This is a genomic window from Bacteriovorax sp. PP10 (genome assembly GCF_035013165.1).
Lineage (GTDB): Bacteria > Bdellovibrionota > Bacteriovoracia > Bacteriovoracales > Bacteriovoracaceae > Bacteriovorax > Bacteriovorax antarcticus.
Genome location: NZ_JAYGJQ010000001.1, coordinates 66,273 through 90,507 on the forward strand (window position 1 = coordinate 66,273; position 24,235 = coordinate 90,507).

The following is a 24,235-nucleotide window of genomic DNA, read 5'->3' on the forward strand; positions in this document are numbered from 1 at the left end:
TTTGATTTTTGGCCGACACTATTTGTTGGCGGCGCTTAGGTAACTTAACTAAGCGCTGAATATTAGCGGCGTAAACTAGATATGCCCGAGGAGAAGAGTATGACTCCTAAGCTCCACATGATCCAACTCACAGTTGGGATCTGTGTCCAGTCATTAATATCTCTGGCGCCAATTAAATAGACACCAGTGAAAATAAGTACTGAAGAAAGACAAGCAAATCCTAAAAATGTCAGAGCACCAACGGCCGCTCCTAATTCTTTTTCATAACCTGTATTCTTCACTTCAATGGCATAACCTTTTTTAGCGAAGTCACGTAGGAACCACTTTATATGGCGTGGAAGAACACGCATTGTTGACGTCAGATCGCGTGCGGCCCAAGCGGCCTCTTCCATCAGCTCATCTTTACTAAAAGTACTCTCGATAATTTCTTCGATATCATCTTCAAGAATCCCGAAGATGTTCATATCGATACCAAGCTGCTTGCCTACTCCATCTAGCGTAATAAGCGCTCTGAAGATTATGTACCATTCTCTTGGAAGATACATCTGGTGCTTCTTTAATGTGCTTAAAACCACTGCTAGTAAGTCTGAGAAGTTTGTTTGTTTAACTGATAAACCAACAAACGGACTTAGTGCTTCTCTTACGTCACGTATAAGCGCATCTGTATCTGGAATCGTTTCGTATTCGGCCACATCTAAAAATTCGTAAACTAAGTTTTCGTAGTTGTATGAAAGGATCGCATAAATAATAGCGATGAAGTGATGTCTTCCGCTCTTACTTAAACTTCCCATCAACCCAAAATCAATTAATCCAATTTTTCCATCATCAAGATAAAAGAAATTTCCACCGTGAAGATCAGCGTGAAAGAATCCATCTTTTAAAAATGTTTTAAGGAAAAGTCTTACACCGTATTCCATCTTAGGAATGATTTCTGCTTTTTTAGCAAGGATCGCTTCTTGATTACTAAAAGGAGTCCCAATCAGCTCTTCAATAACTAAAACACCTTCTGAGGAGTATTCCTTAAACACACGTGGAATATAATAAAAATTTTGGGTGTCATGTTTTTCAATGTTTTTTCTTAAACGTTCGCAGTTAAGTGCTTCAACATGAAAATTTAATTCGCGATGAAGTGTTAAAGCGAAGTCATTCACAACTCTTGAAATTCCAAGATACTTCAACTCTTTACTGACTCGTTCAGCTTGAATGGCCAGAAACATTAAAATAGAGAAATCAGTTTCAATTTCTTTTTCAATTCCCGGACGGCGAACCTTGATAACAACCGGAGTTCCGTCGTGAAGAACAGCTCTGAAGACAACTCCGATGGACGCTGTACCAATGGCCTCTTTTTGAACAGACTTAAACGCCTGCTCTACAGTTTTACCAACAGCAGACTCGATGATGTTTCTTACTTCTTCAAAAGCAACTGGCTTTACTTTATCTCGAAGCATTCTCATTTCTTCAATAAATGATGGATGGAAGAGATCTTCGCGGGAACTTAGTAACTGACCAAATTTGATAAAGGCCGGGCCTAATTCCTCAAAACATTTACGCAGGCGAAATCCGACAACCTGGTTCCAGTCTTTTTCCGACTTATTGGCCAGCTCTTCTGTCAGTCTCTTTTTTGATTTAGGTAAAACAAAATTTGGTATTTTATTTGTTGTGTTGTTTGTAATGAATTCATCAAACCCGTTGCGTGCAAAAACCATGACAATTTCTTGCAGTCGCCCAACGTTTCTTATCGTTTTTGATATTCCAATACCTGCTTTAATCAAATCCATGAAAAAACCTTTTGAATAGGATGTGCCTATATTATAATCAGAAAAATAACATTTGAGGTGATTTTGCGCTATTTTTTGGTAATCCTATTCATTTTTAATTCGATGTCAGCATTTGCAGTGGAAACCTGCAGTCGCATCGCGATTATTAATTATCAGGAAGTCCTGGTGGACTCTAACACTTCTCAAAAGGGTGAAGGGCTTCGCTACCAACTGGAAAAAGATCCGGTGGCGAAACAATACCTGGATACATATCAAAAAAATTCTGGCATAAGATGGCCTTCAGCAGTTCTAGGAACAGCTGGAACGGGACTCTTGTTATTTGGATTTTTTAATTCTGATTCGGAAAACAGAAGACTTTATATCATCTCGGGAACAGCGACGATTCTGGTGAACTTCCTGGTTGCTAGAACTCTGGAAGTGACGAATGAATCAAATTTAAATAAAGCAGTTGAAGAATATAATAAGAGAAATCTTCCAAAGATCTTTTTTAATCCAGAAGGAACACAGGGTCAGATGGATTTTTCTAAAGTAAAACTAGGTCTTGTGCAGCAATGGACCTTTTAACTTGGGTTTAGTAAATGAATAGCATTACCTGTTATCACTGCCATAAATCGATTCCTATCTTGGGAGCTTTTAAAGTTACCAGAACTGAGGAGTGCCCCTATTGCTCTACAAGCCTTCATTGTTGTAGAATGTGTACTTTCTACGACCCAAAGGTCTATAACGAATGCCGCGAATCAAATGCCGACAGAATCGTCGACAAAGAAAAAGCTAATTTCTGTGATTACTTTAATCTCTCAGATGGCTCTCAAGCTGGTACATCTAAAGAGAGTTTACTAGACGCTGCAGCTTCAATTTTTAAAAAATAGGACAATCATATGGCAATGGCCGAATTACCAATTACATTAGCTGGTAAAACTAAATTAGAAGCAGAACTTAACCAACTGGTAAAAGTTGAACGCGAAGAACTTAAAGTTTCAATCTCTGAAGCTCGTGAGCTTGGCGATTTAAAAGAAAATGCTGAATACCATTCTGCTAAAGAAAAACAAGCAATCGTTGAAGGGCGTATCGCTCAACTTCAAGGTATCCTTGCTCGCTCTCGTGTAGTTGAAGTAAGCAAAATTAAAAGTACGAAAATCGTCTTTGGTGCAACAGTGACAGTACTTGATGTAGCAAAAGACGCTAGCATCACTTACAGAATTGTTGGTGAAGATGAATCAGATTCAAGAGAAAACAAAATTTCTTTCACTAGCCCATTAGGTAAAGCACTGATCGGAAAAGAAGAAGGCGACACTGTAATCGTAAAAGCACCGAAAGGTGACGTTGAATTCGAGATTGAATCATTTGAATTTATCGACTGAGAAAAAACCATCTAAGAAATCCTTGTCATGGTCTTCAACTCTTGAAGACCTGCACGGTCCCGCCTCAAAAAAATCTTTCGAAAAATTAAATCTTGCCGGCATCAATGAACTCTCAGACTTCTTATGGGTATTCCCATTAAGAGTTGTTGAACTTCCTCCCCTTCGCAGTTTCGACCACATCGAAGAAGGACGCATTTTCATTGGGCGAGCTAAGATTTTAAACGTGCAGGCCAAACCAAATTTTCGCATCAAGGGCCGTGGCAAGGCCATGCTCTACAATATTATGGTGCATGTTCAGGATGTACTCTCAGATAAAATCCTCACACTTAAATGGTTTAACTCGTACGGATCAATCACCAGTAAAATTTCGAAATGCACTTATATCGAATTTATGGGTGAAGCTTCAGTTTTTAACGGACAGTCTCAGTTTGCAAATCCTGAATTCTTCCCATTAGAAACTCCTGATGACCCCTCACCATTTTCAACCGTCTCTAATGAATTAAAAATTCAGTACCCGACAGTGAACACTGTGGCCGGTATTCATATTAAAAAATTCATTGATAAAATCCCAAAAGATCTTTGGGACAATATCCCTGAAACACTTCCTCGTGCCGTGATTAATAAGAATCATTTTCTTTCACTTAAAGATGCTTTTAAAGTCATGCACGCTAAAATTAAACCGACTCCTGAGCTTGAAGCTCAAGCTGAAAAGCGTTTAATTTACGAAGAGTTTTTTGAAGATCAGTTAAAAATTTACTTGAGACGCAAATATTTCAAAAAACCTAAAGCTAAAAAATACGAAGTCAGCAATGAGGTTTACTCAACATTCGCGAAACTTTACCCATACGAGCTCACTGATGATCAAAGCAAAACGCTAAACGATATCCGTCGCGATTTTATCAGCGAACATCCAATGATGAGACTGGTTCAAGGTGATGTTGGTTGCGGTAAAACAACTGTCGCTATGATTGCTGCTATGATCGTTATTGACAATGGCGGCCAAGTGGCCCTGATGTGCCCGACAGAAGCTCTGGCCATGCAACATTACGTTTCGGCCCGTGAACTTTTTGGTGATGACACTGTCACTTTCAAATTAATCCTGGGATCAACTCCAGCAAAAGAAAAAAAGCTGATTCAAGCAGGTCTCTTAAATGGTGAAATTGATTTTATCATTGGAACACATGCTCTTATTCAGGAAACAATTCAATTTAAAGAACTGGGTCTTGCGATTATCGATGAACAACATAAATTTGGTGTTGATCAAAGAATTAAACTCACTAGCAAAGGACAAGGGACTCACTGCCTGATTATGTCAGCGACACCCATTCCAAGATCACTTAGTTTAACTCAATATGGTGACCTTGATATTTCTTCTATCAAAACAATGCCCGGTGGACGTAAGGGCCATAAGACCAGAATTGTGACTGAAGAAACGTATCAGCAGTATTTAAATTTTATCAATACCCGCCTCTCTCTCGATGAACAAATCTATGTTGTCGTTCCGGCGATTAACGAGAGTGCCGAGCAAGAGTTTCACAACTTGATTGATACGCTTGAGCGTTATAAAAAATACTTTCCGAAGTACAGAGTCGAAGGCCTTCACGGCCAGATGAAGTCTGATGAAAAAGCAGAAATGTTTACTAAGTTTAAAGCGCACGAAATAGATCTTCTGGTTTCAACAAGTGTTATTGAAGTCGGAATCAACGTCATCAATGCCACAGTTATGGCGATCATCAATCCTGAAAGATTCGGACTTTCTTCTCTTCACCAGCTAAGAGGAAGAGTTGGCCGCGGTGATAAACCTGGCTTTTGTTTCCTGGTTAATGACAAACAAATATCGAGCTTGAGCAAAGAGCGCCTTAAAGTTATCGAAAACAATACTGATGGATTTAAAATTGCCGAAGAAGACTTAAAACTTCGCGGTGAAGGTGACCTTTTTGGAACTGATCAATCAGGAAGTCAGGCACAAAAACGCCTGGCCAACATTGTTCTTCACGCCGATATTCTGTATCAGGCCCGCGAAGATGCCTTTGACCTCATCAGAAACAATGACCCCGACATCCTGGGTTTACTCGATAAATTCTCTAAAGACTCCCGCATCTTCACAACGGTATAACCCTAAAGGTTGACCGATTGCCACAGTCATTTTGACCAAAATTTTCACGGTGTAAATTAACGGGTATTTGTTATACTGGCTCTATGATTCATTTAGAAATTCTAACATCTTCTGATCCTCTGGCCGTCGGACTTTATGAGTTCGAATACGACCACGTTCATATTGGACGCTCGAAAAAAAATGACCTGATCTTTTTAGAAAAAATCCTGCCATTAAATTTCATGAATCTGCATATCATTCAAGACTCACAAGGCACGCATTTAGTTGCAAGAAGCTTAACCCGCTCTCCTTTTTTCTTTATTAACGGGAAGAAAATCAGCGGTGTTTTAAAAGTACGCCACAACGATGTGATCGCGTTTGGTGACAATCAAATAAAAATATTAGACTTCCATAAGAACCGTGAAGAAGATGACTTAAGCCTGGCGTTCTCTAATTTTGCCAAAAATGCCGGTGAACTTCGTTTTGCGCTAGATTTCATTGAAGAAGTTTTACTGGACTATGAAAAGGCATCAGATGTTTAAAAAAAGTTATCCCAATTATTTTTATACAAGTGATGGCACTCGTCTTTTCTATAATACGAACTTCCCACTGAACGAATTAAATCCAGAGAAACCAGTGATGGTTTTTATCTACGGACTTCTTTGCAGTAACAGTCACTTTAAATACCAGATTCCTTATTTCGAAGAATTAGGTTATCAAATCCTATTGCACGATTACCGCTTCCATTTTTCTTCATCACAAGATGGAGATATTGAAAGCTGCAACTTTCCCAATATCGCCCGCGACCTTCATGAACTTTTGGCAGATCTAAACATCAAAAAAACTCTCTTTGTTGGTCATAGTATGGGAGTGAATATTTGTCTGGAGCATGCCCGCAGGTATCCAGAAGACGTGAGTGCACAGGTGCTTATTTCCGGAACAGTTGTTCCTCCACAAGACATCATGTTTGATTCAAATATTATCGATATCACTATGCCGTATATTGAAATGTTCACTAAAAAATACCCGGAGCTTTATAAGGCCGTGTGGAAACACTCTTATAAAAACCCAATCGCTCAATACGCTATCTTTGATGGTGGATTTAACAAGAAGCAGGTGAATATCGAATTCATACAGCTCTACATGAAAAAAATAAGTGAGCTTCCTGAGAATTTATTCTTTCACCTTCTAAAGCTTATGCACGATCACGACATCATCAACCACCTGGAGTCTATCGAAACTCCAACCCTGGTTATTGGTGGTGATAAAGATAAAATTATCCCGAATTACCTTCAGCAGATTCTAACCAAACATCTTCCTAAAAGTCAGCTCTACATCGTTAAAGATGGCTCTCACGTTCCGCAAGCAGATTTTCCTGAAATGATTAATCACCGAATTAATCAGTTCATTAAAAAGTCTGGAATATTAAGTGGAAAAAAATCTTAGAGCTGGATTTGTTTGTATTCGATAATTGATTTGAATACACGTCTCATCGCCGATCTGACTTGGTGACGTTTATATTCCTGGTGAGAAGCATCCCCTTGCGAGTTTGCTTTGAAAGCTTCATGATCCACAACTTGAATTTCGTATGGGTAGAAAAATCTGATATCTCTGGCCACCAGAGAAATATCCATGTTTAAAACCTTACGTGCCAATTCGTTTTCTTCCGGGTTACAAGTCTTAGCGAACTTTCTTAGATCGTTGAACTCTTGCAGAAACGGATTTTTATATTCAATCAACTGACGGCAAGTAAACTGAATCGACTGATAAGCTTTTGAAGTGTGCTTATTGCGCTCACTTTCTCCCGGCTCTTTTTGTGATTCAACAGCGGCCCTTTCCATGGCAGCTAAGAAGCGGTCTTCAGAAAGATTATTTCTGATCGCCATCTTTAATAGCCCTTGGTGAGCTTCTTTAAACTTCACCATATCGATCATGGTATTGACCGCGCGGCTTGGTTTGTTGTTGTGAGGAATAACTATATTTTTTTCTAATAAAAAGCGAATCAAGCGAAGCGTATCAAAACGAGTATGAGTAATGAAGCGAACTCCAACTCTATCAAATAATTCTTCCGCTACGTTCTCTGCTTTATGTAGAAGTTTAATGATGACACTTTCTCTGGTCTTTTTTGATTTCGTTTCAAAATCAACTAGAGGAACCACATCATCAGTGCCTTTCACACCAATAAAGAGTTTGTTGTCGTCACTTCTAAAAACATATTTGTAAAAACGATCAAAGATCTGAGTCTGAACAATATTGAAATAGTTTGAACGAAGGTCTTTATCAGCATGCATGATTGTATGCATGACTTTCAAAACCGCTTCCGCCCAAAGCTTATCTTCTTTCTTAACGATGTTGTCGTCAGTGGCCATTAAAAATAACTGGCCGATATCCGAGATCATAAGAAGCGAGTTCGGAACTTTAATATCAAGTCCGTCCGGGTTCCCCTCTCTTAAAAAATATCTTCTGATAAACTGCATGGCCTCTTGAAAGTTTCCAAACAGCTCTGCTTTAGCGACATGATCATTCGGGTCAAGACCATACCCTTTAAGGAATTGGTTAACCTGTTCATTAGAAGACATCGGCCCTAAGAAATTTTTTGTATCGAGCGCAGACTTACCCCCGACGACAACGTCGAAGATCTCCCAATCAAACATATATTTCTGTAAGTAACTCGGTCTTTCCATTTAAACCTTTTCCAACACCCGAAAATCGAGCTAGACTATTATGTAATGAATGAGGCTAATCGACCATCCCTTAAAAGACTAGATATTCTTTTCCTTTCCTTTTTTGGAGTAGGTTTTTTACCAAAAGCTCCCGGAACGTGGGGAACTCTTGCTACGCTTCCTTTTTTATATGGACTCGGAACATTTAATCCGCCTTACGTTTTATTCATTCCTTTCATTATCATCATGACGATTATTTCATCTTTCATCGCAGACATCGTGCAAAAGAAATTCAATCTGCACGACCCGCAATTTATCGTGATCGACGAAGTTCTAGGTATGACGACGGCCTGGCTTTTCATTCAGAAACATAATCTTCTTCATCTTTTTATACTCTTTGCTCTGTTTCGTTTTTTCGACATCATTAAAGTGTGGCCTGCTTCTTATTTTGATAAGCAAGTTGATCACGGTGCGGGAACAATTCTCGATGATATCGTCAGCGGAGTCTTTGCTGGAGTGGTCTACTTGGTCATCAATTACGTATTTTCAATACATCTAAATTTAATCTAACTTACGCTAAAATTACGCTTGACTTGCGCAAACTTTACGCACAGACTGAGTATAAGAAAAGAATTGATATCTTGCCTATCAAATTGTGACTTTATGACCTCATTAGTCTAATAATTACAAGCCTTTGATTCTTTTATAAGTTGAGCAAATTGCAAAAGTTTTAAGTTATCGAACAATTATAAAATGATGTAGCGTAATCGCACACACATTAGGACACCGTCGGAGGATTCATGTCATTACAGAAAGTATCAGCAGCAGCATCTCCAGAAAAATTAAAAGCATTAGACCTAGCTTTATCAGCAATTGAAAAACAATTCGGTAAAGGTGCAATCATGAAACTCGACAACAAAAATGCTGTCGAAAAACTAGCGGTGATCCCGACTGGTTGTTTAAGTTTAGACTTAGCTCTTGGAGTTGGTGGTATTCCTCAAGGAAGAATCATCGAAATTTACGGGCCAGAATCTTCTGGTAAAACAACTCTTACTCTTCACATCGCAGCTGAATGCCAAAGACAAGGTGGAACAGTAGCTTTCGTTGATGCTGAACATGCACTAGATACAGCATACGCAGCTAAGCTTGGTGTTGATATTCCAAATACACTTATCTCTCAACCAGATTCTGGTGAACAAGCTCTAGAGATCACGGATATGTTAGTTCGTTCAGGTGCTGTAAATCTTCTTATCGTGGATTCAGTAGCTGCACTTACTCCTAAGGCCGAACTAGAAGGAGACATGGGAGATTCTCACATGGGTCTTCAAGCAAGACTTATGTCTCAAGCTTTAAGAAAACTGACAGGATCAATCTCTCGTTCAAACTGTACAGTTATCTTCATTAACCAACTTCGTATGAAAATCGGTGTTATGTTTGGTAACCCTGAAACAACTACTGGTGGTAACGCTCTTAAGTTCTACGCTTCAGTACGTTTAGACATCAGAAGAATTGCAGCAATCAAAGACGGTGAAGCTCATATCGGTAACCGTACAAAAGTAAAAGTAGTTAAAAACAAAGTAGCTTCTCCATTCAAAGAAGCTGAATTCGACATCATGTACGGACAAGGTATTTCTAAAGTTGGAGATATTCTGGATCTTGGTGCTAACAACGGCATCATTGAGAAAGCTGGTGCATGGTACGCATACAACAATGCAAAAATTGGTCAAGGTAGAGAGAACTCTAAAAACTTCCTTGAAGCAAATCCAGAAATGCTAGAAGAAATTAAACAAAAAATTCTAGTTAAATTTGGAATCGTTGACGCTCCAGCTGGTTCAATGGGCGAAGTAGTAGATACGTCTACTGGTGAGATCATTGAAGAAGAAAAAGCTCCGAAAAAATCAAAAAAGAATCTTCAGTAATTAAAAATAACTTTAGTGCTCTTGATCCCTCTTGAATGAGAGGTCACAGGAGCACTAGAGTTTCTTCATCACAAAACTATGTCTACAAAAGCGTTCACCTACATCGTAAAACTTTTATCTGCCAGAGAATACTCGGAGCACAAACTCCGCGAAAAGCTTAAAGAAAAGAAGTTTCCTGCAAACGAAATAGAAGACGCACTTTCTGAAATTAAAGCTCGCGGCCACCTGAAAGAAGAAGTCTACACTGAAGCTCGTATCAGAGGCTTCATGAACAAAAGCTACTCAGTTAACTATATCCGCCAAAAGCTGGCCCAAGAGCATTTAGTTGCCTCCGAAGAGACAATCCAAGAGATCTTTGAAGACAATAATATGAGCGAAGAACAACAAATTGAGCGCCTGGCCAGAAAGAAGATCGGAATGAAAACCGACCTGGATTTCGATCAGCAAAGTAAAATTTTAAGGTACCTGATCTCTAAAGGTCATGACTTTTCACTGTCAAAAAAGGTTTTAAAGTCTGTCATGGGCGAAAATAGCGCCGACTTTGAATCCGACGCCTATTAAATATCACTAAAAAATTGATGAATTTCACTGGGAGAAGTACAATATCGTAAACTTTTACCCACAGGAATTCTTCCCATGTCAGAAAAACTAACTGGTCAACAAATCAGAGAAAAGTTCTCTCAATATTTCATGAAAAATAACCATGAGAAAGTGGCCTCTAGTTCACTTATCCCTCATAACGATAAAACTCTATTATTTTGTAATGCCGGAATGAACCAGTTCAAAGATTACTTTACTGGTAAATCTGTTGCTTCAAATAAGAGAGCAGTTTCAATCCAAAAGTGCGTACGTGCTGGTGGAAAGCATAACGATTTAGAAAACGTTGGTCACACGGCCCGCCACCATACATTTTTTGAAATGCTTGGTAACTTTTCTTTCGGTGATTATTTCAAAGAAGACGCTATCAAGTTTGCTTGGGAATTCTTAACTGTTGAACTAAAGATTCCAAAAGAAAAATTATACGTCACTGTTCACTACACTGATGATGAAGCAAGAAAGCTTTGGAACAAAGTAGCAGGACTTCCTGACGATAGAATTTTCAATAAAGGTGATAAAGACAACTTCTGGGAGATGGGCGAATTTGGTCCTTGCGGTCCTTGTTCAGAAATCTTCTTTGACCACGGTGAAGAATACACTGACCACGATCTGGTAAGAATTGATCCAAAAGATTTATTAGAAGACGAAAAAAGATATGTAGAAATTTGGAACTTAGTATTCATGCAATATGAAAAAACTCCAGAAGGACGCTTAACACTTCCAAAACCATCAATTGATACTGGTGCTGGTTTAGAGCGCGTAGCTGCTGCTCTTCAAGGTTGTTATAACAATTACAACACTGACATCTTCTTCCCTATCATGAAAAAGATCGAAGAGATCTCTGGTAAAAAGTACGAACCATTTGGGAAAGACGAAAAAACAAAAGCTAACTTCAGAGTTGTAGCAGATCACATCCGTTCAGCAACTATGCTTATCACTGACGGAGCTATTCCTTCTAACGAAGGTCGTGGATACGTTCTAAGAAGAATTATCAGACGTGCAGTAAAATACTTAAACGAGCTTGGTGTAAAAGAAATTTCTTTCTACAAACTTGTTCCTGCAGTATTCGAAGCGCTTGGACAAGAATACCCACAAAACGCTAGTGGATCAGAACTTGCTGTAAAACTTCTAGAGCTTGAAGAAAGAAAATTCAGAGAGACACTAGAAAACGGTCTTAAGTTCTTAAACGATGCCATCACTAAAGAAGTAACGAATAAAGTTTTCTCAGGGAAAGCTGCATTCAAGTTATACGATACATACGGATTCCCGGTTGACCTAACTGAAATGTACCTTGCTGATCAAAACCTTACGTTAGATAACGAGGGATTTGAGAAAGCGATGAACGAGCAAAAAGAGATGTCTCGTAAATCTTGGAAAGGCGCTCTTGATAACTCTGATAAAGTTTTCCATGCTATCAAAGAAAAAACTGGTGCAACTGACTTCGTTGGTTACGACAGACTTGATGTTCAGGCGAAACTTTTAGAAGTTGTCGACATGGGCGAAATGAAAGGTCTAGTTTTCGATACAACTTCTTTCTACGGTGAGTCCGGAGGACAAGTTGGAGATATCGGTACAGTAAAAGACGGTAAAAACGTTATCGCTCACATCGACGACACTCAAAAACCAGTTGATGGATTATATGTTCACTTCTCAAAAGACGCTGATGCTCTTGAAGTTGGAAAGACTTATACGCTAGCGGTTGATGGTCACACTCGTAAGTTAATTATGAGAAACCACTCTGCGACTCACTTACTTCAGGCCGCACTTATTAAAGTTCTAGGGCCTCACGTAAAACAAGCAGGATCAATTGTTAATGCTGAAAAACTTCGTTTCGACTTTGCTCACACTCAAGCTCTAACAAGAGACGAGATCGAAAAAGTTGAGGACTTGGTAAACCAGGAAATCAGCAAAGCTCATAAAGTTGAAGCAAACATTATGGATATGGCCGCTGCTCAGAAAAAAGGCGCCATGGCACTTTTCGGTGAGAAGTACGGAAACATCGTTCGCGTTTTAACGATGGGTGATTTCTCGACTGAACTTTGTGGTGGTGTACATGTTCATAACACTGGAGATATCGGTCTTATTACAATACTAAGCGAGTCTTCATTAGCTACAGGTGTTCGTCGTATTGAAGCAACGACATCAGAAACTGCAATTCATTATCTGTCACACAGATCTCAACTTCTTAAAAAAGTAGAAGGCCTGTTCATGGATAAAGAAGAGCGCGCTCTGGCAAAACTAGAAAATCTTTTTAAAGATCTAAAAGACAAACAAAAAGAAATCGAAGCTCTTAAAGATAAAATTCAGGCAAGTGAATCAAAAGATCTATTCAACACTGTTGAAAACATCGGTGGAATTGACTTCGCTGTTGTCGAAGCAAGTGCTGATACGGATTTAAGAAAACTATCTGACTTATTTGTGAGTAAGTTCCAAAACGGTGCAGTTGTTCTATTTAATACAAATGGAGATAAAGCAACAGTTCTGGTTCGTGCTTCAAAAGGTGCTGCTAAAGTAAACGCTGGAGACGTTCTAAAAGAAATTCTTCCAGTGATTAACGGGCGCGGTGGTGGAAAGCCAGATATCGCACAAGGTTCTGGAGAGGCCGCTTTAGTTGCAAAGATTGCAGCTCAGGCAAAAACTGTTTTAAAATCTAAACTAGGTTAATTCATGATGAAAAAATCGCTGGTGTTACTGAGTCTCGTACTCGTTTTAGTGTCTCTTACAAGTTGTACTAAAAAAGCTCATGTGAAAGAAAATAAAATTCTTAACATGGCACTCACCAGCGAAATTTCTACCCTAGATCCGGTAAACTCTTACGATAACGTTTCCGGAACTGTTATTTGTAATATCTACGAGCAACTCTACGACTACCATTATTTAAATCGTCCATATGAACTTAAGCCTTTGCTTGCTGAGGGAATGCCAACGATTGAAAATAAGGGTCTTAGATACGTTATCAAAATCAAAAAAAATATCCGTTACCACGATCACCCTGCTTTCAAAGGGCAAATCAGATATGTAACGGCACAAGACTTTATCACTCAACTCAAAAGACTTTCATACAATCCATTAAACTCGACTGGATGGTGGGTTTTAGATGGTGTGGTTGTTGGTGTTAATGATTTTAAAAAGAATGTTGGAAATGATTTTGAGAAATTTAAATCAACTTCAATCAAGGGAATTAATGCTCCGGATGAGCACACTCTAGTCATTGATCTCACTCAACCATCCCCTCAATTCATTTATAAACTTTCAATGAGCTTTATTTCTCCGGTTCCTCTTGAAGTTGTTGAGTATGATAAAAACGACCTCGGGCATACTCCCGTTGGAACTGGCCCATTTTATTTAACCAAGATGGATCCAGCTAAAGAAATCATTCTGACGAAATTTCCTTACTACCATGAAAGCTTTTATCCAACAGAAGGAGATCGTTATGCAAATAACCGTGCTCTTTTGAAAGACAGTGGCGAAAAACTTCCTTTTATCGATGGAATTCATTTCATCATGGTTAATGATAATAAATCTCGTTGGACATTATTTAATGAAAACAAACTAGACTTCATTACACTGCCTCAAGAGTTCTACTCTCAAGTTTTTGATGATGTCGGAAATCTTCGCGAAGACATCAAAGCTAAAAACATTCGTCTTCAAACAATGCCAACACTGACTTACTGGTGGCTGGCCTTCAACATGAAAGATCCACTTTTAGGAAAAAATCTTAATCTAAGAAAAGCGATTGCTCACGCGATTGATATGGATTTATACATTCAGAAGTTCACGAACAGTACAGGACAAAGAGCAAACTCAATCCTTCCTCCGGGCATCCTGGGTTACAATCCGTCTGCCACTCTCCCTTATGAGTACAACTTAGATAAAGCAAAAGAGTTTCTGGCAAAAGCTGGTTACCCTGAAGGAAAAAATCTTCCTGAGATCGTCTACGACACTCGTGCTGAATCAAAAATCAGTTACGCTCAAGCTGAATACTTTAAAGCTCAACTAGCTCTTATTGGTATCAAACTTAAAATTATCAAAAATACTTTTAAGGAGTTCTTAGAGAAATCAAGAACTGGTCATCTTCAATTCTTCCAGGATGGCTGGACACTGGATTACCCTGATGCTGAAAATATTTATCAGTTACTTATTTCAACAAATCTTCCTCCGGGGCCAAACTCGTCTTATTACATCAAGCCAGAACTGGATAAAATGTATGAAAAGATCAGCAAGCTTCCAGATGGTGATGAGAAAAAAGATTTGATTATTAAAATGGAAAGCATCGTTAACGGTGATCTTCCATGGATCATGCAGTACTACTCACGTAACTTCATTCTTTATCATGACTACGTGAAGAACTACCGCCCTGATGACTTAATCTGGAACTACACTAAGTACTTAAGAGTGAAATAATTTATTCTAGGGATGATGAAATACTCATCCCTTCCATCTCTACCGCCCACCCACGAATCATTCTAACTTATCTACTCAGGTATCTTCCTCACCTAATTCGGCAAGAATTTCCTTTCCCTCTCCCCACCTTTCCCAATGTTCATCTCCGCCCCTATGAGAGCCGAGAAGGAGGCAAGATTCAAAGACTGCACTTTGAATAAGAGAGAGTTTAAACAATGAGAAAATATTTTGAATTACCTGTTCTATTTATGATTGCCCTGGCCTTTACGGCCTCAATGGCAATTGCCAAAGACTACGTTATCTACAGCATCTCTCAAGACATCCCAATGGGTAACAAAGACGAAATTGTCAGAAAGAACTTCTACGTTGATATGGGATCAAACCAAGGCGTTAAGAAAGGAAGTGTCCTTGATGTTTACCGTGTTGTTTCTGTACTAGATCCATATGAAAGTAAAAAGCGCTTCAATCACCGAATCAAAATCGGAGAAGTAAAAGTTCTTCACTCTGAAGACTCATCTGCTATCGGAATTTTAAATAAACTTGAAGAAGGTGAAGAAACGCCGGTCTTTGAAGTCGGCAAGATGATGATTGGGGATATCGTTACTGTAAAAGTTAAATAGTGGACCAAAAAAATGCAGCCACGGCTGCATTTTTATATATTTTGAAAATGTAAAAAATAAAACTTCTTCTCAAGAGCTTGGGCTACACCTTCGCACCATGAAGCACAGACCTTCTCTCACGTAAAAGATCAGTCATCCTGTTAATAGCATCAATAGACTTCTCTAAACGCTCTACTTCTTTCTCACCAACGTTAGGATTATCTTTAATCGCGCGCAAGGCAAATGTCGCCATTCCATGTGCTACAACAATGTGATTAGAAATATCATGAAGGAACTTACGTTCTTCGGCCGTCACGTCTTTTAGAACATCATCACTCATAGTATTAACCTCGTAATATCTATACTATCAGTTTTTGTTTACTCTATCTTCTTATATTTCAATAAAGAAACCTCCAACACAGATTCTTTTACTGATCTTAAAGTCACCCAAAGGAGATAGTCCTCTCCTTTATCTAACTCAGCACTTTGATGAGGGTAGACATGTATTTCCTTAATTTTTGATCCATTATAAAAGCCCTTAAAGTGAAACCTGAAAAAGGTTTTGAGGGTTTTAGGACTGGATCTTTTGGCCTGGCATCGACTGAGGATCAAAATCATATCTTGCATAAATTACTCCGGTATCAAATGCATTGATTTTGCATAAACTAAGAGTAAGTTTTTATAGTAAGATGCCGAAATTAAATTAAGCAAAAACATTACAGGTTAATTTTATGAACAAAGACGCAACACTTTCGAAACTCTTTTTAAAGAAGACCGCGAAATCACCACACCGTAAGGCCATTGGATGGATTGAAGGTTCAGATCTACATTTCTATAACAACGATGAATACCAACAAAAAGTCCGAGTGATTTTTTATGGTTTAAATAGCCTTGGTATAAAACCACAGGATCGTGTAGCAATTCTTGGACAAACTTCTAAAGAATGGCACTTCTTCGATCTTGCCGCTCTTTGTGCCCGCGCTGTCGTCACTCCTGTCTACCCGACTTATATGTCTGATGAAGTGGAGTACATTTTAAATAATAGTGAAACAAAAATTCTTATTTTAGAAAACGAAGCTCAGTTTCAAAAGATCCTAGCTGAACAAGACAAATTGACTCACTTAAAATGTATCGTGGCCCTAAAAGATATTTCAGAAGAATCAGTTAAAAAATTATCAGATAAAATTATTTTTCAGACTTATCAACAATTCATCGACATTGGGACATTAGAATCACAAAACTCTCCTAAGCTTTTTGAAGCAAGCATTGAACAAAGTGAACCAACTGATATCGCCTCAATCATTTACACTTCTGGAACAACTGGTGACCCCAAAGGGGCCGTGATTAGTCAAAGAGCTTTCGTTGTTATGTTAAATAACGTTTATTCTTCACTGAAAACGAATATCCTTCCAAACGATAGAACATTAACATTCCTTCCCTTGTCTCACGTATTTGGAAGATGTGACTCATTCTTAAATCTCGTTTTTGATTTTGAATGTGTCTTTGCTGAATCGATGGATAAAGTTGTCGACAACATGCAGACTGCAAAGCCAACTATTCTTTTAGCTGTGCCTAGAATTTTTGAAAAAGTGTATTCAAAAGTTTTAGAAAATGTTCAAAAAGAAAATGAGTTAAAAAAGAAAGTTTTCGACTGGGCCTTGTCAGCATCAAATACTTACTACCAAAAAATCAATGCTGATAAATCTCCAACGACTTTTGAAATTTTACAAAAGAATCTTGCTTATAAATTAGTTTTCGAAAAAATATACGCCCGCTTCGGTGGACGCATTCGTTTCCTTGTTTCAGGTGGAGCTCCATTGTCTCCGGACATTATGAACTTCCTACAAAATGCTAACCTTACTATCCTTGAAGGTTACGGTCTGACTGAAACAATTGCTCCTTGTATTTTAAATCCTCCTGTAAGACAAATTCCTGGGGCCATCGGTCTTCCACTTGGTGACGTTCAAGTCAAATTTGCTGAAGATGGTGAGATCATGCTTAAGACTGAAGCACTCTTCAGTCAGTATTATAAAAATGAAGAAGCAACGAAAGAAGCATTCAAAGATGGATGGTTTTTAACTGGTGACATTGGTGAATTAACAACTGATGGTTATGTGAAAATTACAGATAGAAAAAAAGACATCATCATCACGAGCGCTGGTAAAAACGTAGCTCCTCAAAAAATTGAAAACATTTTAAAACTTCAAAAGCATATTTCAAATGCCATGGTTGTTGGTGATAAGAGAAAATTCTTAGTTGCTATTGTCAGCATTGATCGCGAAGCTTTTATCGACGAAATGGGTTCTTCTAAAACTTATGAGGAACTAGCAGCAGACCCTCAGGTCTACGAGACCCTGGATAAGGAAGTTCACGCCGCAAACTCAGACCTGGCAAGCTTTGAGTCCATTAAAGGATTTATTGTCGCACCGAGTGATTTTACGGTTGAAAACGGTCAATTGACCCCATCTTTGAAGCTTAAGAAGAAAATTATCTTAAAGGCCTATGAAAAAGAAGTGGACGCGCTGTATAAAAAGCTAGAATCTTAGAAGGAACAATGATTGCTTATAGACAAAAATCCCGTTTGATACTATAACCTAAAGTTCGTAAATCTATTTTTGGCCTAACGGCCCAGGAGATAATCCATGGCAAGAATTACTATTGAAGACTGCTTAGAAAGAGTAGAAAACAGATATGAACTAGTTCACCTAGCTACTAAGAGAGTAAAGCAACTAAGAGAAGGTGCTGAGCCTCTAGTAAAGTCTAAAAATAAAGAAGTTGTTACAGCACTTAGAGAAATCGCTGCTGGAAAAATCAAACACGCTCCAATCAGCGAATACGATTCTGACGAATTCTAATTAAAAATTTTAAAGCATCATTTTTATAAGAAAGACCGCCTATTTTAGGCGGTTTTTTTTTGCCAATTCTTAAGGTTAATTTTATTTAAATTGATCGAAATTTATCCGATTAGATATGGGTAGACCCTCTAAATGGATAATGACAAGAAACGGGGAATTGGAATTATTTAAGAGAGTTTATAAGAGAGGCCAGTGGAGACTGGCCTCTTCTATTTTTAGAACATGTGATCAAAACTCTTAATACGAAATCTTATTCATTACTCATTCAAGCGATATAAAAATGCTCCACTGGAGCATTTTTTTTGATCACTTTTTAAGCGCGATCTTTAGAACTTCATCAAAATGCGATACTGGAAAAAACTTCATTCCCTTTCTATGTAGAACAGGAACTTCTTTAAGGTCTTTCTCATTCTGTTTTGGAAGAATGATAGTTGTGATCCCTGCTCTTTTAGCAGCAAGAACTTTTTCCTTAATCCCACCAACTGGTAGAACCTTTCCAGTTAAACTTAATTCACCAGTCATAGCGATGTTAGAATCAACCGCTTTGTTAGTTGCTAAGCTGTATAGAGCAAGTGCCATCGTGATCCCTGCACTTGGACCATCTTTTGGTGTTGCCCCTGCAGGTAAGTGTAAATGCACTTCATGAGCTGCTAAGTAATCTTCTGGTTCATGTTCAACAACTGCAGGAGTTCCTGCTACAGGTTTTTTAGTTCCCGCTTTTTTCTTAGTAGCAGCTGTATCAACATCAATTTGGTTTTGAAGAATTTTCTTCACGTATGAATAAGCAAGACTTGCTGACTCGTTCATTACGCCACCAAGCTGACCTGTAAGCTTGAATCCTTTCCCTTTAAGAGGAAGAGTTTCAATGAAAAGAATTTCCCCACCGTATGCTGTCCAAGCAAGACCTGTAACAACACCTGGTTTATTTTTCTTCTCAGCTGAATCAGAGTGGAATCTTGGAGACCCTAGCATTCCTTCAAGATTCTCAACTGTAGGAACGAATTTCTTCGCTTTTCCTTTTGGCTTAGAAACTTTATCAAGGGCCGCACGTCTACAAAGTTTAGCGATATGTTGCTCAAGTACACGAACACCTGGCTCACGAGCATAGTCAGCAATGATTTTCTTGATAACGTTTAAGTTAAGAGAGAAATCAGCTTTTTGCAGACCGTGCTTTTTAAGCTGACGAGGAATAATCCATTTCGTTGTGATCGCAACTTTTTCTTCCAGCGTATAACCCGATAGCTCGATAACTTCCATACGGTCTAGCAGAGCTTCTGGAATATCGTTAATGTAGTTCGCTGTAGCAATGAAAAGAACCTTTGATAAATCGAATGGGATATCAAGGTAGTTATCAATGAACGTTGAGTTTTGTTCCGGGTCCAGTACTTCTAGAAGTGCTGATGCCGGGTCACCCTGGAACGACTTACCGATCTTATCGATCTCATCAAGCATGATAACCGGGTTGTTTACTTCAACACGCTTTAGCGCTTGAATGATCTTCCCTGGCATTGCTCCAACGTATGTACGTCTGTGTCCTTTGATCTCTGCTTCATCTCTCATACCACCCAGAGAGAAACGGTAAAACGTTCTTCCAAGAGCTGCTGCGATTGATTTACCAAGAGATGTCTTACCAACTCCCGGAGGACCTGCAAGACAAAGAATTGTTCCATCGTATCCTGGCTTTAGTTTTCTAACAGCAAGGAACTCAAGAATACGCTCCTTAGGTTTTTCAAGACCGTAGTGATCTTTATCAAGAATCTTTTTAGATGTGTTGATATCCAGATCGTCAGTCGTTTGTTTTTTCCATGGCAGATCAATCAGCCAAGTTAAGTACGTACGAGCAACGTTGTATTCTGGTGAGCTATCAGGAATTAATTCCAGGCGCTCTAGTTCTTCCTTCGCTGTTTTTAAAACATCTTCAGGCATCCCTACTTTTTCTAATTCCTCTTTAATACGTTTGATGTCGCGTGATTTTTCATCTTCTTCCATTCCAAGTTCAGAACGGATAACTTTTAATTGCTCACGTAGGAAATACTCTCTTTGGTACTTGTTAACTTTATCGTTAACTTCGTCAGAGATTTTCTTTTGAATATCAGCAACGTCTTTTTCTCTTTTTAAATATACAAGAAGTTTTGCGAATCTCTTTTTAACAACAAGTGTTTCAAGGAAATCCTGAGCTTCAGGGATATCAAGAGAGATAGCGAATGCCACAAGGTCAGCAAGAGACCCTGGTGACGGCGAGTTCAACATCGCAAGCTTCATCTCTTCGTTGAAGTACGGGTTGATTTCAGAAAGTTTCTTAACTTGGTTGATTACCGATCTAGTGTAAGCATCAAGCTCTTCATCTGTTTCTAAAATATCATCGAAAACTTCAATTCTCGTTTTTAAGATTGGAGACTCAGATAAAATTTCTGAAGCTCTGTATCTCTTCATACCGTGAACAAGAACGTTCACTGATCCATCTGGAAGCTTTAGCTTCTTAACAACTTTACAAAGTACACCGACTTTATAAATGTCCCCAGACTTGATTTCGCGTTTATCGAAATCGATATCCTCTTCAGGAATAATACTTCCTTCATCATCTTTCAGGTCGTTCTTAACAAGGTTAAGAGCAACGTAACCTGTTTTTAAAAGTGATTCATCCAGTTCAGGAGTGAATTTTTCTTCACTTAAAATAATAGGTGCAATCATTCCCGGGAAGATTGGGCTATTCATGATTGGGATAATAACTACGATCTCAGGAAGTTTCGGAAGATCGTCTTTGCCACTTGATGGCTTTAGCTTTACTTGGAAATCGCTTTCTAAATCTGACATATTCAACTCCAGGAAAATTTAATTCTTTAAATCAATTACTAAGCGGCCCGGGTTTTCCAGGTAAAAAATATCAGCACTCACTTTGCCTTTAAGTTTTAAATCAAGAGATAAGTGATTCGATTCGATCGGGAAGAAATTAACCTTTTCAATGAAACGCGTGCTTGGAACAGATTTAAAATCTTTTGCCAGCGTTGTTTCAAAAATATCCAGGTATAACTTTTTGTCATCACTTGAAATGTGACCATAAATTTTAGGAACTTGATTTGTCGAAAAATCCATAACGATTCTTTCGAACCCTTGCTTTGGATTGTAAGACTGACGAAGAGACTTCAAAGACGATTGAACTTTCACTCCACCATTATGGAAGATTCCTTTTTCAATATAGATTGAAGTTTTGTTGCTGCTTAACTTTCTGATTCTTTCTTTAAAAAGATCTTGGCCAAAAGATATTGATGTTAAGCAAAAAATAGTTACAAAGAGAGCGATAATTTTCATACGGGCCTCGGCTAATAATACTCATAAAAGTATAAATCAGCTTAGGCTAACTTGCTATAATGTTTTGTTTTATTATGCTTAATGATTGAAGAGGTAAGACTACATAAGATTAGACTGAAAATGAGACCAATAAAAAATCCACCTGGTCCGTTTCCGGGACCACCATTCATGTCGACAGTACCACACGCGATACCACTATCTTTTTTCTTTCCTGAAGGCGCAGCTGATCCCGTTGCACTATAACTTGTTAACGCATATGTATTAATCGCATCTGGGCAACTACTGTTATCGGTTGTGACTTCGTTCTTATATGAAACCTGAGTGAAAGTTCCATTACCATTGTCTCTCACGATAGATGCAGTGACCAAATAAAAATACAGTGAGTCTTCAAAGGCTGAACCTGCAGGAAAATAATCTGATTTTGTATTAGGAAGGCCAACAGGAAAATTGGGGAACTCCATAATCTCTGGAGTCACAGAAATCTCAAAATCATTATCCGACTGAACTGATCTGTTAATCAAAATTCTTACTGTTGTTTCTAGATTTAAGGTCCCATCTGCTTCTTGTACATAATTAGGTGTGATAGCAGTCGTCACTCCACTTCTCTTGATCGCAATATTTGCTTTAAATGGAGAATAAAAAGACTGGTTTAAAACTTTTAATTCGACATAAAGATCAGCTGTAGGAGAAATCCCATTCCAGTTAACGTTCGAATATCCCATTTTAAAATAATCAATAGCATTAGAAGCAATATCCTGTGATGAGAAATATCCAACAAAGGCATTCCCTGTTCCAGAATTCACATTTGATTGAATATCAAACAGCGCCGGAGTCTGATCTTTATTTTGAATATAATCGACAGGTACATCAAGACCGCAGCGGATACTAATATTTCCAACTGCCACTGATGAAGAGTTTAGTTTTACGGCCTGAGGATAACCTTCACCTGAAGACCCACAAGATTGAAAAAAACTTCCGCGATATTTTTTAGATGAATTGCAAAAATCAAAACGAGCATTATTATATCTCGACGGCAATCCAACTAAGGAAATTGGTTTTGTATAAATAAAATACTGATCATCGCGATCAAGACCCGCGATAGAAAAACTTCCATCGAGATCAGAAATACTGGCCCCTGAAATATGCCCGGTTTTAAGAGAGATCGCCTGAACATGGGCCCCAAAAACTGCGGCCAGGGATTTCCCTCCCATAATTTTTCCGGTCAAAGATCCTTTCGATGAATCCCCTGTTGGATAGATCGAATAAATACCCGCCTTATCATCATCGGCAATTTGATTCTGTCCTCGCGAAAGTGCATAAAACATTGTCGAACCGGCGACCTGACTATGCCCTAATCCAAGAAAATGCCCCATCTCATGAGTGATCACATTTCCTAAATAATTGGCCTCATTGATATCAGTTGAAAAAGTAAAATTATCATTAATGAGAATGTCTGCTTCAATCATTTCTCCGGTATTATTTTTAAAAGAAACCTGAGTGACCCCGACAACTCCTGTCCCATTAGCAAAAACGGATGGATCTGTTGAAAAGAAAATCTCATTCACACTTGCTTGATTTGAGCTCGGTGTACTATTTTGTCTGATGGTCATACGAGATTTGCCATTCCACTCCGCAATCGATGCGGCCACTTGTGCAGTCACATCAACTGTCGAGAGTGATTGTGAATTAGTGGGATTAAGATACAGGTCTAGAGTAAAACCGGCCCCGCTCCAGTGAACTAAAGCATCTGTCGTTGTACGATTTTGAACATAAGCTTCTGCTGAGTTGGCAAACCAACTCAGAATTAGTGCAATAAATAGTGCGAATGGCATTTTATTCAATTAAACGCTCACACCTTTTTTCAATTTCCACCAGATCGTTACACCACTGATGCTGAACAATGCCAGGAAGGCCCACATTGCGACACAAACACCTTGAGCTTTACTATCTTCGCTATCATCAACCTGTGCTGGTTTACGTTCTTCGTAGACATCGCCTCTCGGAGCTAATGTTTTTTCTAAGGTTTTAATTCCCGCTGGTCTGAAAGAATCAGGTTCCGGAGCTCTCGTTACTTTAAATTTCATTTTCATCAAATCAACCATACGGTCTTTTTTCACTCTTCCTAAATCTGAGTCATAAGGAAAAACAGATGAGACGTAATAAGTCTGCCCATCAGATTCTTCGATCTTATATTTCCCCATCGTGAAGTTACTTAAATAAAGTTTTGATTCAATTTTCTTTAAAAGAAGAAATGATTTTTCACCAACCGCAAACTCCGGTGCTCCATCAATGTAAGACGTCACTCCATTCAAAGATCCACCCGACATCGTGATTGTAATCAAATCTCCATTCATATCGCTTTCGCTAATGTTGTAACCATCAGTCACCTTGAATGAAAAATCCGTCATGATCATGCCAACTTTATTCATGAAAGTTTTTTTCGACTTCAATTCAACTTCAGCTCCACTACTCGACTCTTCAATTAACTGGTCAAGTGGCATTACTTGAAATGTTGTCGCAAAAGTTTTGAATGAAATCATCATTCCTAAAAAAATTATGAATAGAGTTTTATTAAACACGTTCATTCCCCCATGAATTAGTACTATTTTATCGGTTATTCATGGGGGAAATTGATTTAAATTATCGAATTTATTG

At 38.5% G+C, this 24,235-nt stretch carries 21 protein-coding genes; 14 read left to right on the top strand and 7 right to left on the bottom strand.

The window, feature by feature from the left end; genetic code table 11:
- Positions 1-62: 62 nt before the first annotated feature.
- Positions 63-1,778: an ABC1 kinase family protein gene (locus tag SHI21_RS00325; RefSeq protein ID WP_323574067.1), complete on the bottom strand. Its 1,716-nt coding sequence runs from the start codon at positions 1,776-1,778 to the stop codon at positions 63-65.
- Positions 1,779-1,880: 102 nt separating this feature from the next.
- On the opposite strand from SHI21_RS00325, the gene SHI21_RS00330 reads away from it, so the two are divergent.
- The 6 genes from SHI21_RS00330 to SHI21_RS00355 all read left to right on the top strand — a co-directional run bounded on the left by SHI21_RS00330 (position 1,881) and on the right by SHI21_RS00355 (position 6,680).
- Entirely contained in the window at positions 1,881-2,342 is a 462-nt protein-coding gene (locus tag SHI21_RS00330; RefSeq protein WP_323574068.1) for a hypothetical protein, read from the top strand.
- Positions 2,343-2,470: 128 nt separating this feature from the next.
- Positions 2,471-2,647 carry a hypothetical protein gene (locus SHI21_RS00335; protein ID WP_323574070.1) on the top strand — a complete coding sequence of 59 codons (177 nt, stop codon included), beginning with the start codon at positions 2,471-2,473 and terminating at the stop codon, positions 2,645-2,647.
- Between the two features lie 15 nt (positions 2,648-2,662).
- Positions 2,663-3,139, top strand: a complete 477-nt coding sequence (gene greA / locus SHI21_RS00340; protein WP_410198809.1) for a transcription elongation factor GreA — start codon at positions 2,663-2,665, stop codon at positions 3,137-3,139.
- Entirely contained in the window at positions 3,123-5,255 is a 2,133-nt protein-coding gene (locus SHI21_RS00345) for an ATP-dependent DNA helicase RecG (protein WP_323574073.1), read from the top strand. The genes greA and SHI21_RS00345 overlap by 17 nt, the downstream gene beginning before the upstream one ends.
- A gap of 83 nt (positions 5,256-5,338) precedes the next feature.
- Positions 5,339-5,776, top strand: a complete 438-nt coding sequence (locus SHI21_RS00350; RefSeq protein WP_323574075.1) for an FHA domain-containing protein — start codon at positions 5,339-5,341, stop codon at positions 5,774-5,776.
- Positions 5,769-6,680, top strand: coding sequence for an alpha/beta fold hydrolase (locus SHI21_RS00355; protein ID WP_323574077.1), 912 nt, complete (start codon positions 5,769-5,771; stop codon positions 6,678-6,680). The genes SHI21_RS00350 and SHI21_RS00355 overlap by 8 nt, the downstream gene beginning before the upstream one ends.
- Here SHI21_RS00355 and SHI21_RS00360 read toward each other — a convergent pair.
- Positions 6,677-7,918, bottom strand: coding sequence for a TIGR04552 family protein (locus SHI21_RS00360; protein ID WP_323574078.1), 1,242 nt, complete (start codon positions 7,916-7,918; stop codon positions 6,677-6,679). The genes SHI21_RS00355 and SHI21_RS00360 overlap by 4 nt on opposite strands.
- Before the next feature lie 45 nt (positions 7,919-7,963).
- Here SHI21_RS00360 and SHI21_RS00365 point away from each other — a divergent pair, with 45 nt between their 5' ends.
- The 6 genes from SHI21_RS00365 to SHI21_RS00390 all read left to right on the top strand — a co-directional run bounded on the left by SHI21_RS00365 (position 7,964) and on the right by SHI21_RS00390 (position 15,437).
- The gene (locus tag SHI21_RS00365) at positions 7,964-8,467 is read left to right on the top strand and encodes a phosphatidylglycerophosphatase A family protein (RefSeq protein WP_323574080.1); all 504 of its coding nucleotides are present in this window, start codon (positions 7,964-7,966) and stop codon (positions 8,465-8,467) included.
- A gap of 230 nt (positions 8,468-8,697) precedes the next feature.
- Positions 8,698-9,816: a recombinase RecA gene (gene recA, locus SHI21_RS00370; RefSeq protein ID WP_323574081.1), complete on the top strand. Its 1,119-nt coding sequence runs from the start codon at positions 8,698-8,700 to the stop codon at positions 9,814-9,816.
- A 78-nt stretch (positions 9,817-9,894) separates the two neighbouring features.
- On the top strand, positions 9,895-10,377 hold the full coding sequence (locus tag SHI21_RS00375; protein ID WP_323574082.1) for a regulatory protein RecX: 483 nt from the start codon (positions 9,895-9,897) through the stop codon (positions 10,375-10,377).
- 75 nt (positions 10,378-10,452) lie between these two features.
- A complete protein-coding gene (gene alaS, locus SHI21_RS00380) occupies positions 10,453-13,077 on the top strand; it encodes an alanine--tRNA ligase (protein WP_323574083.1) in 2,625 nt (874 codons plus the stop codon).
- Positions 13,078-13,080: 3 nt separating this feature from the next.
- Positions 13,081-14,817: an ABC transporter substrate-binding protein gene (locus tag SHI21_RS00385; RefSeq protein WP_323574084.1), complete on the top strand. Its 1,737-nt coding sequence runs from the start codon at positions 13,081-13,083 to the stop codon at positions 14,815-14,817.
- Positions 14,818-15,032: 215 nt separating this feature from the next.
- Positions 15,033-15,437: a hypothetical protein gene (locus SHI21_RS00390; RefSeq protein ID WP_323574086.1), complete on the top strand. Its 405-nt coding sequence runs from the start codon at positions 15,033-15,035 to the stop codon at positions 15,435-15,437.
- Positions 15,438-15,519: 82 nt separating this feature from the next.
- Here SHI21_RS00390 and SHI21_RS00395 read toward each other — a convergent pair whose 3' ends face one another.
- Positions 15,520-15,756: a hypothetical protein gene (locus SHI21_RS00395; protein ID WP_323574087.1), complete on the bottom strand. Its 237-nt coding sequence runs from the start codon at positions 15,754-15,756 to the stop codon at positions 15,520-15,522.
- Between the two features lie 391 nt (positions 15,757-16,147).
- Here SHI21_RS00395 and SHI21_RS00400 point away from each other — a divergent pair, with 391 nt between their 5' ends.
- Together SHI21_RS00400 and rpoZ are read left to right on the top strand one after the other, a co-directional pair.
- Entirely contained in the window at positions 16,148-17,962 is a 1,815-nt protein-coding gene (locus SHI21_RS00400; protein ID WP_323574088.1) for an AMP-dependent synthetase/ligase, read from the top strand.
- Positions 17,963-18,058: 96 nt separating this feature from the next.
- Complete coding sequence (gene rpoZ / locus SHI21_RS00405; protein ID WP_323574089.1) at positions 18,059-18,271, top strand: DNA-directed RNA polymerase subunit omega; 213 nt, start codon at positions 18,059-18,061, stop codon at positions 18,269-18,271.
- Positions 18,272-18,577: 306 nt separating this feature from the next.
- On the opposite strand, the gene lon is transcribed toward rpoZ, so the two are convergent.
- The 4 genes from lon to SHI21_RS00425 are packed head-to-tail and all read right to left on the bottom strand — an operon-like array spanning position 18,578 to position 24,159.
- Complete coding sequence (gene lon, locus SHI21_RS00410) at positions 18,578-21,085, bottom strand: endopeptidase La (protein ID WP_323574091.1); 2,508 nt, start codon at positions 21,083-21,085, stop codon at positions 18,578-18,580.
- Between the two features lie 18 nt (positions 21,086-21,103).
- Positions 21,104-21,580 carry a hypothetical protein gene (locus SHI21_RS00415; protein WP_323574092.1) on the bottom strand — a complete coding sequence of 159 codons (477 nt, stop codon included), beginning with the start codon at positions 21,578-21,580 and terminating at the stop codon, positions 21,104-21,106.
- A 41-nt stretch (positions 21,581-21,621) separates the two neighbouring features.
- Complete coding sequence (locus tag SHI21_RS00420; RefSeq protein ID WP_323574094.1) at positions 21,622-23,412, bottom strand: matrixin family metalloprotease; 1,791 nt, start codon at positions 23,410-23,412, stop codon at positions 21,622-21,624.
- Positions 23,413-23,421: 9 nt separating this feature from the next.
- Complete coding sequence (locus SHI21_RS00425; protein WP_323574095.1) at positions 23,422-24,159, bottom strand: hypothetical protein; 738 nt, start codon at positions 24,157-24,159, stop codon at positions 23,422-23,424.
- Positions 24,160-24,235 lie beyond the last annotated feature (76 nt).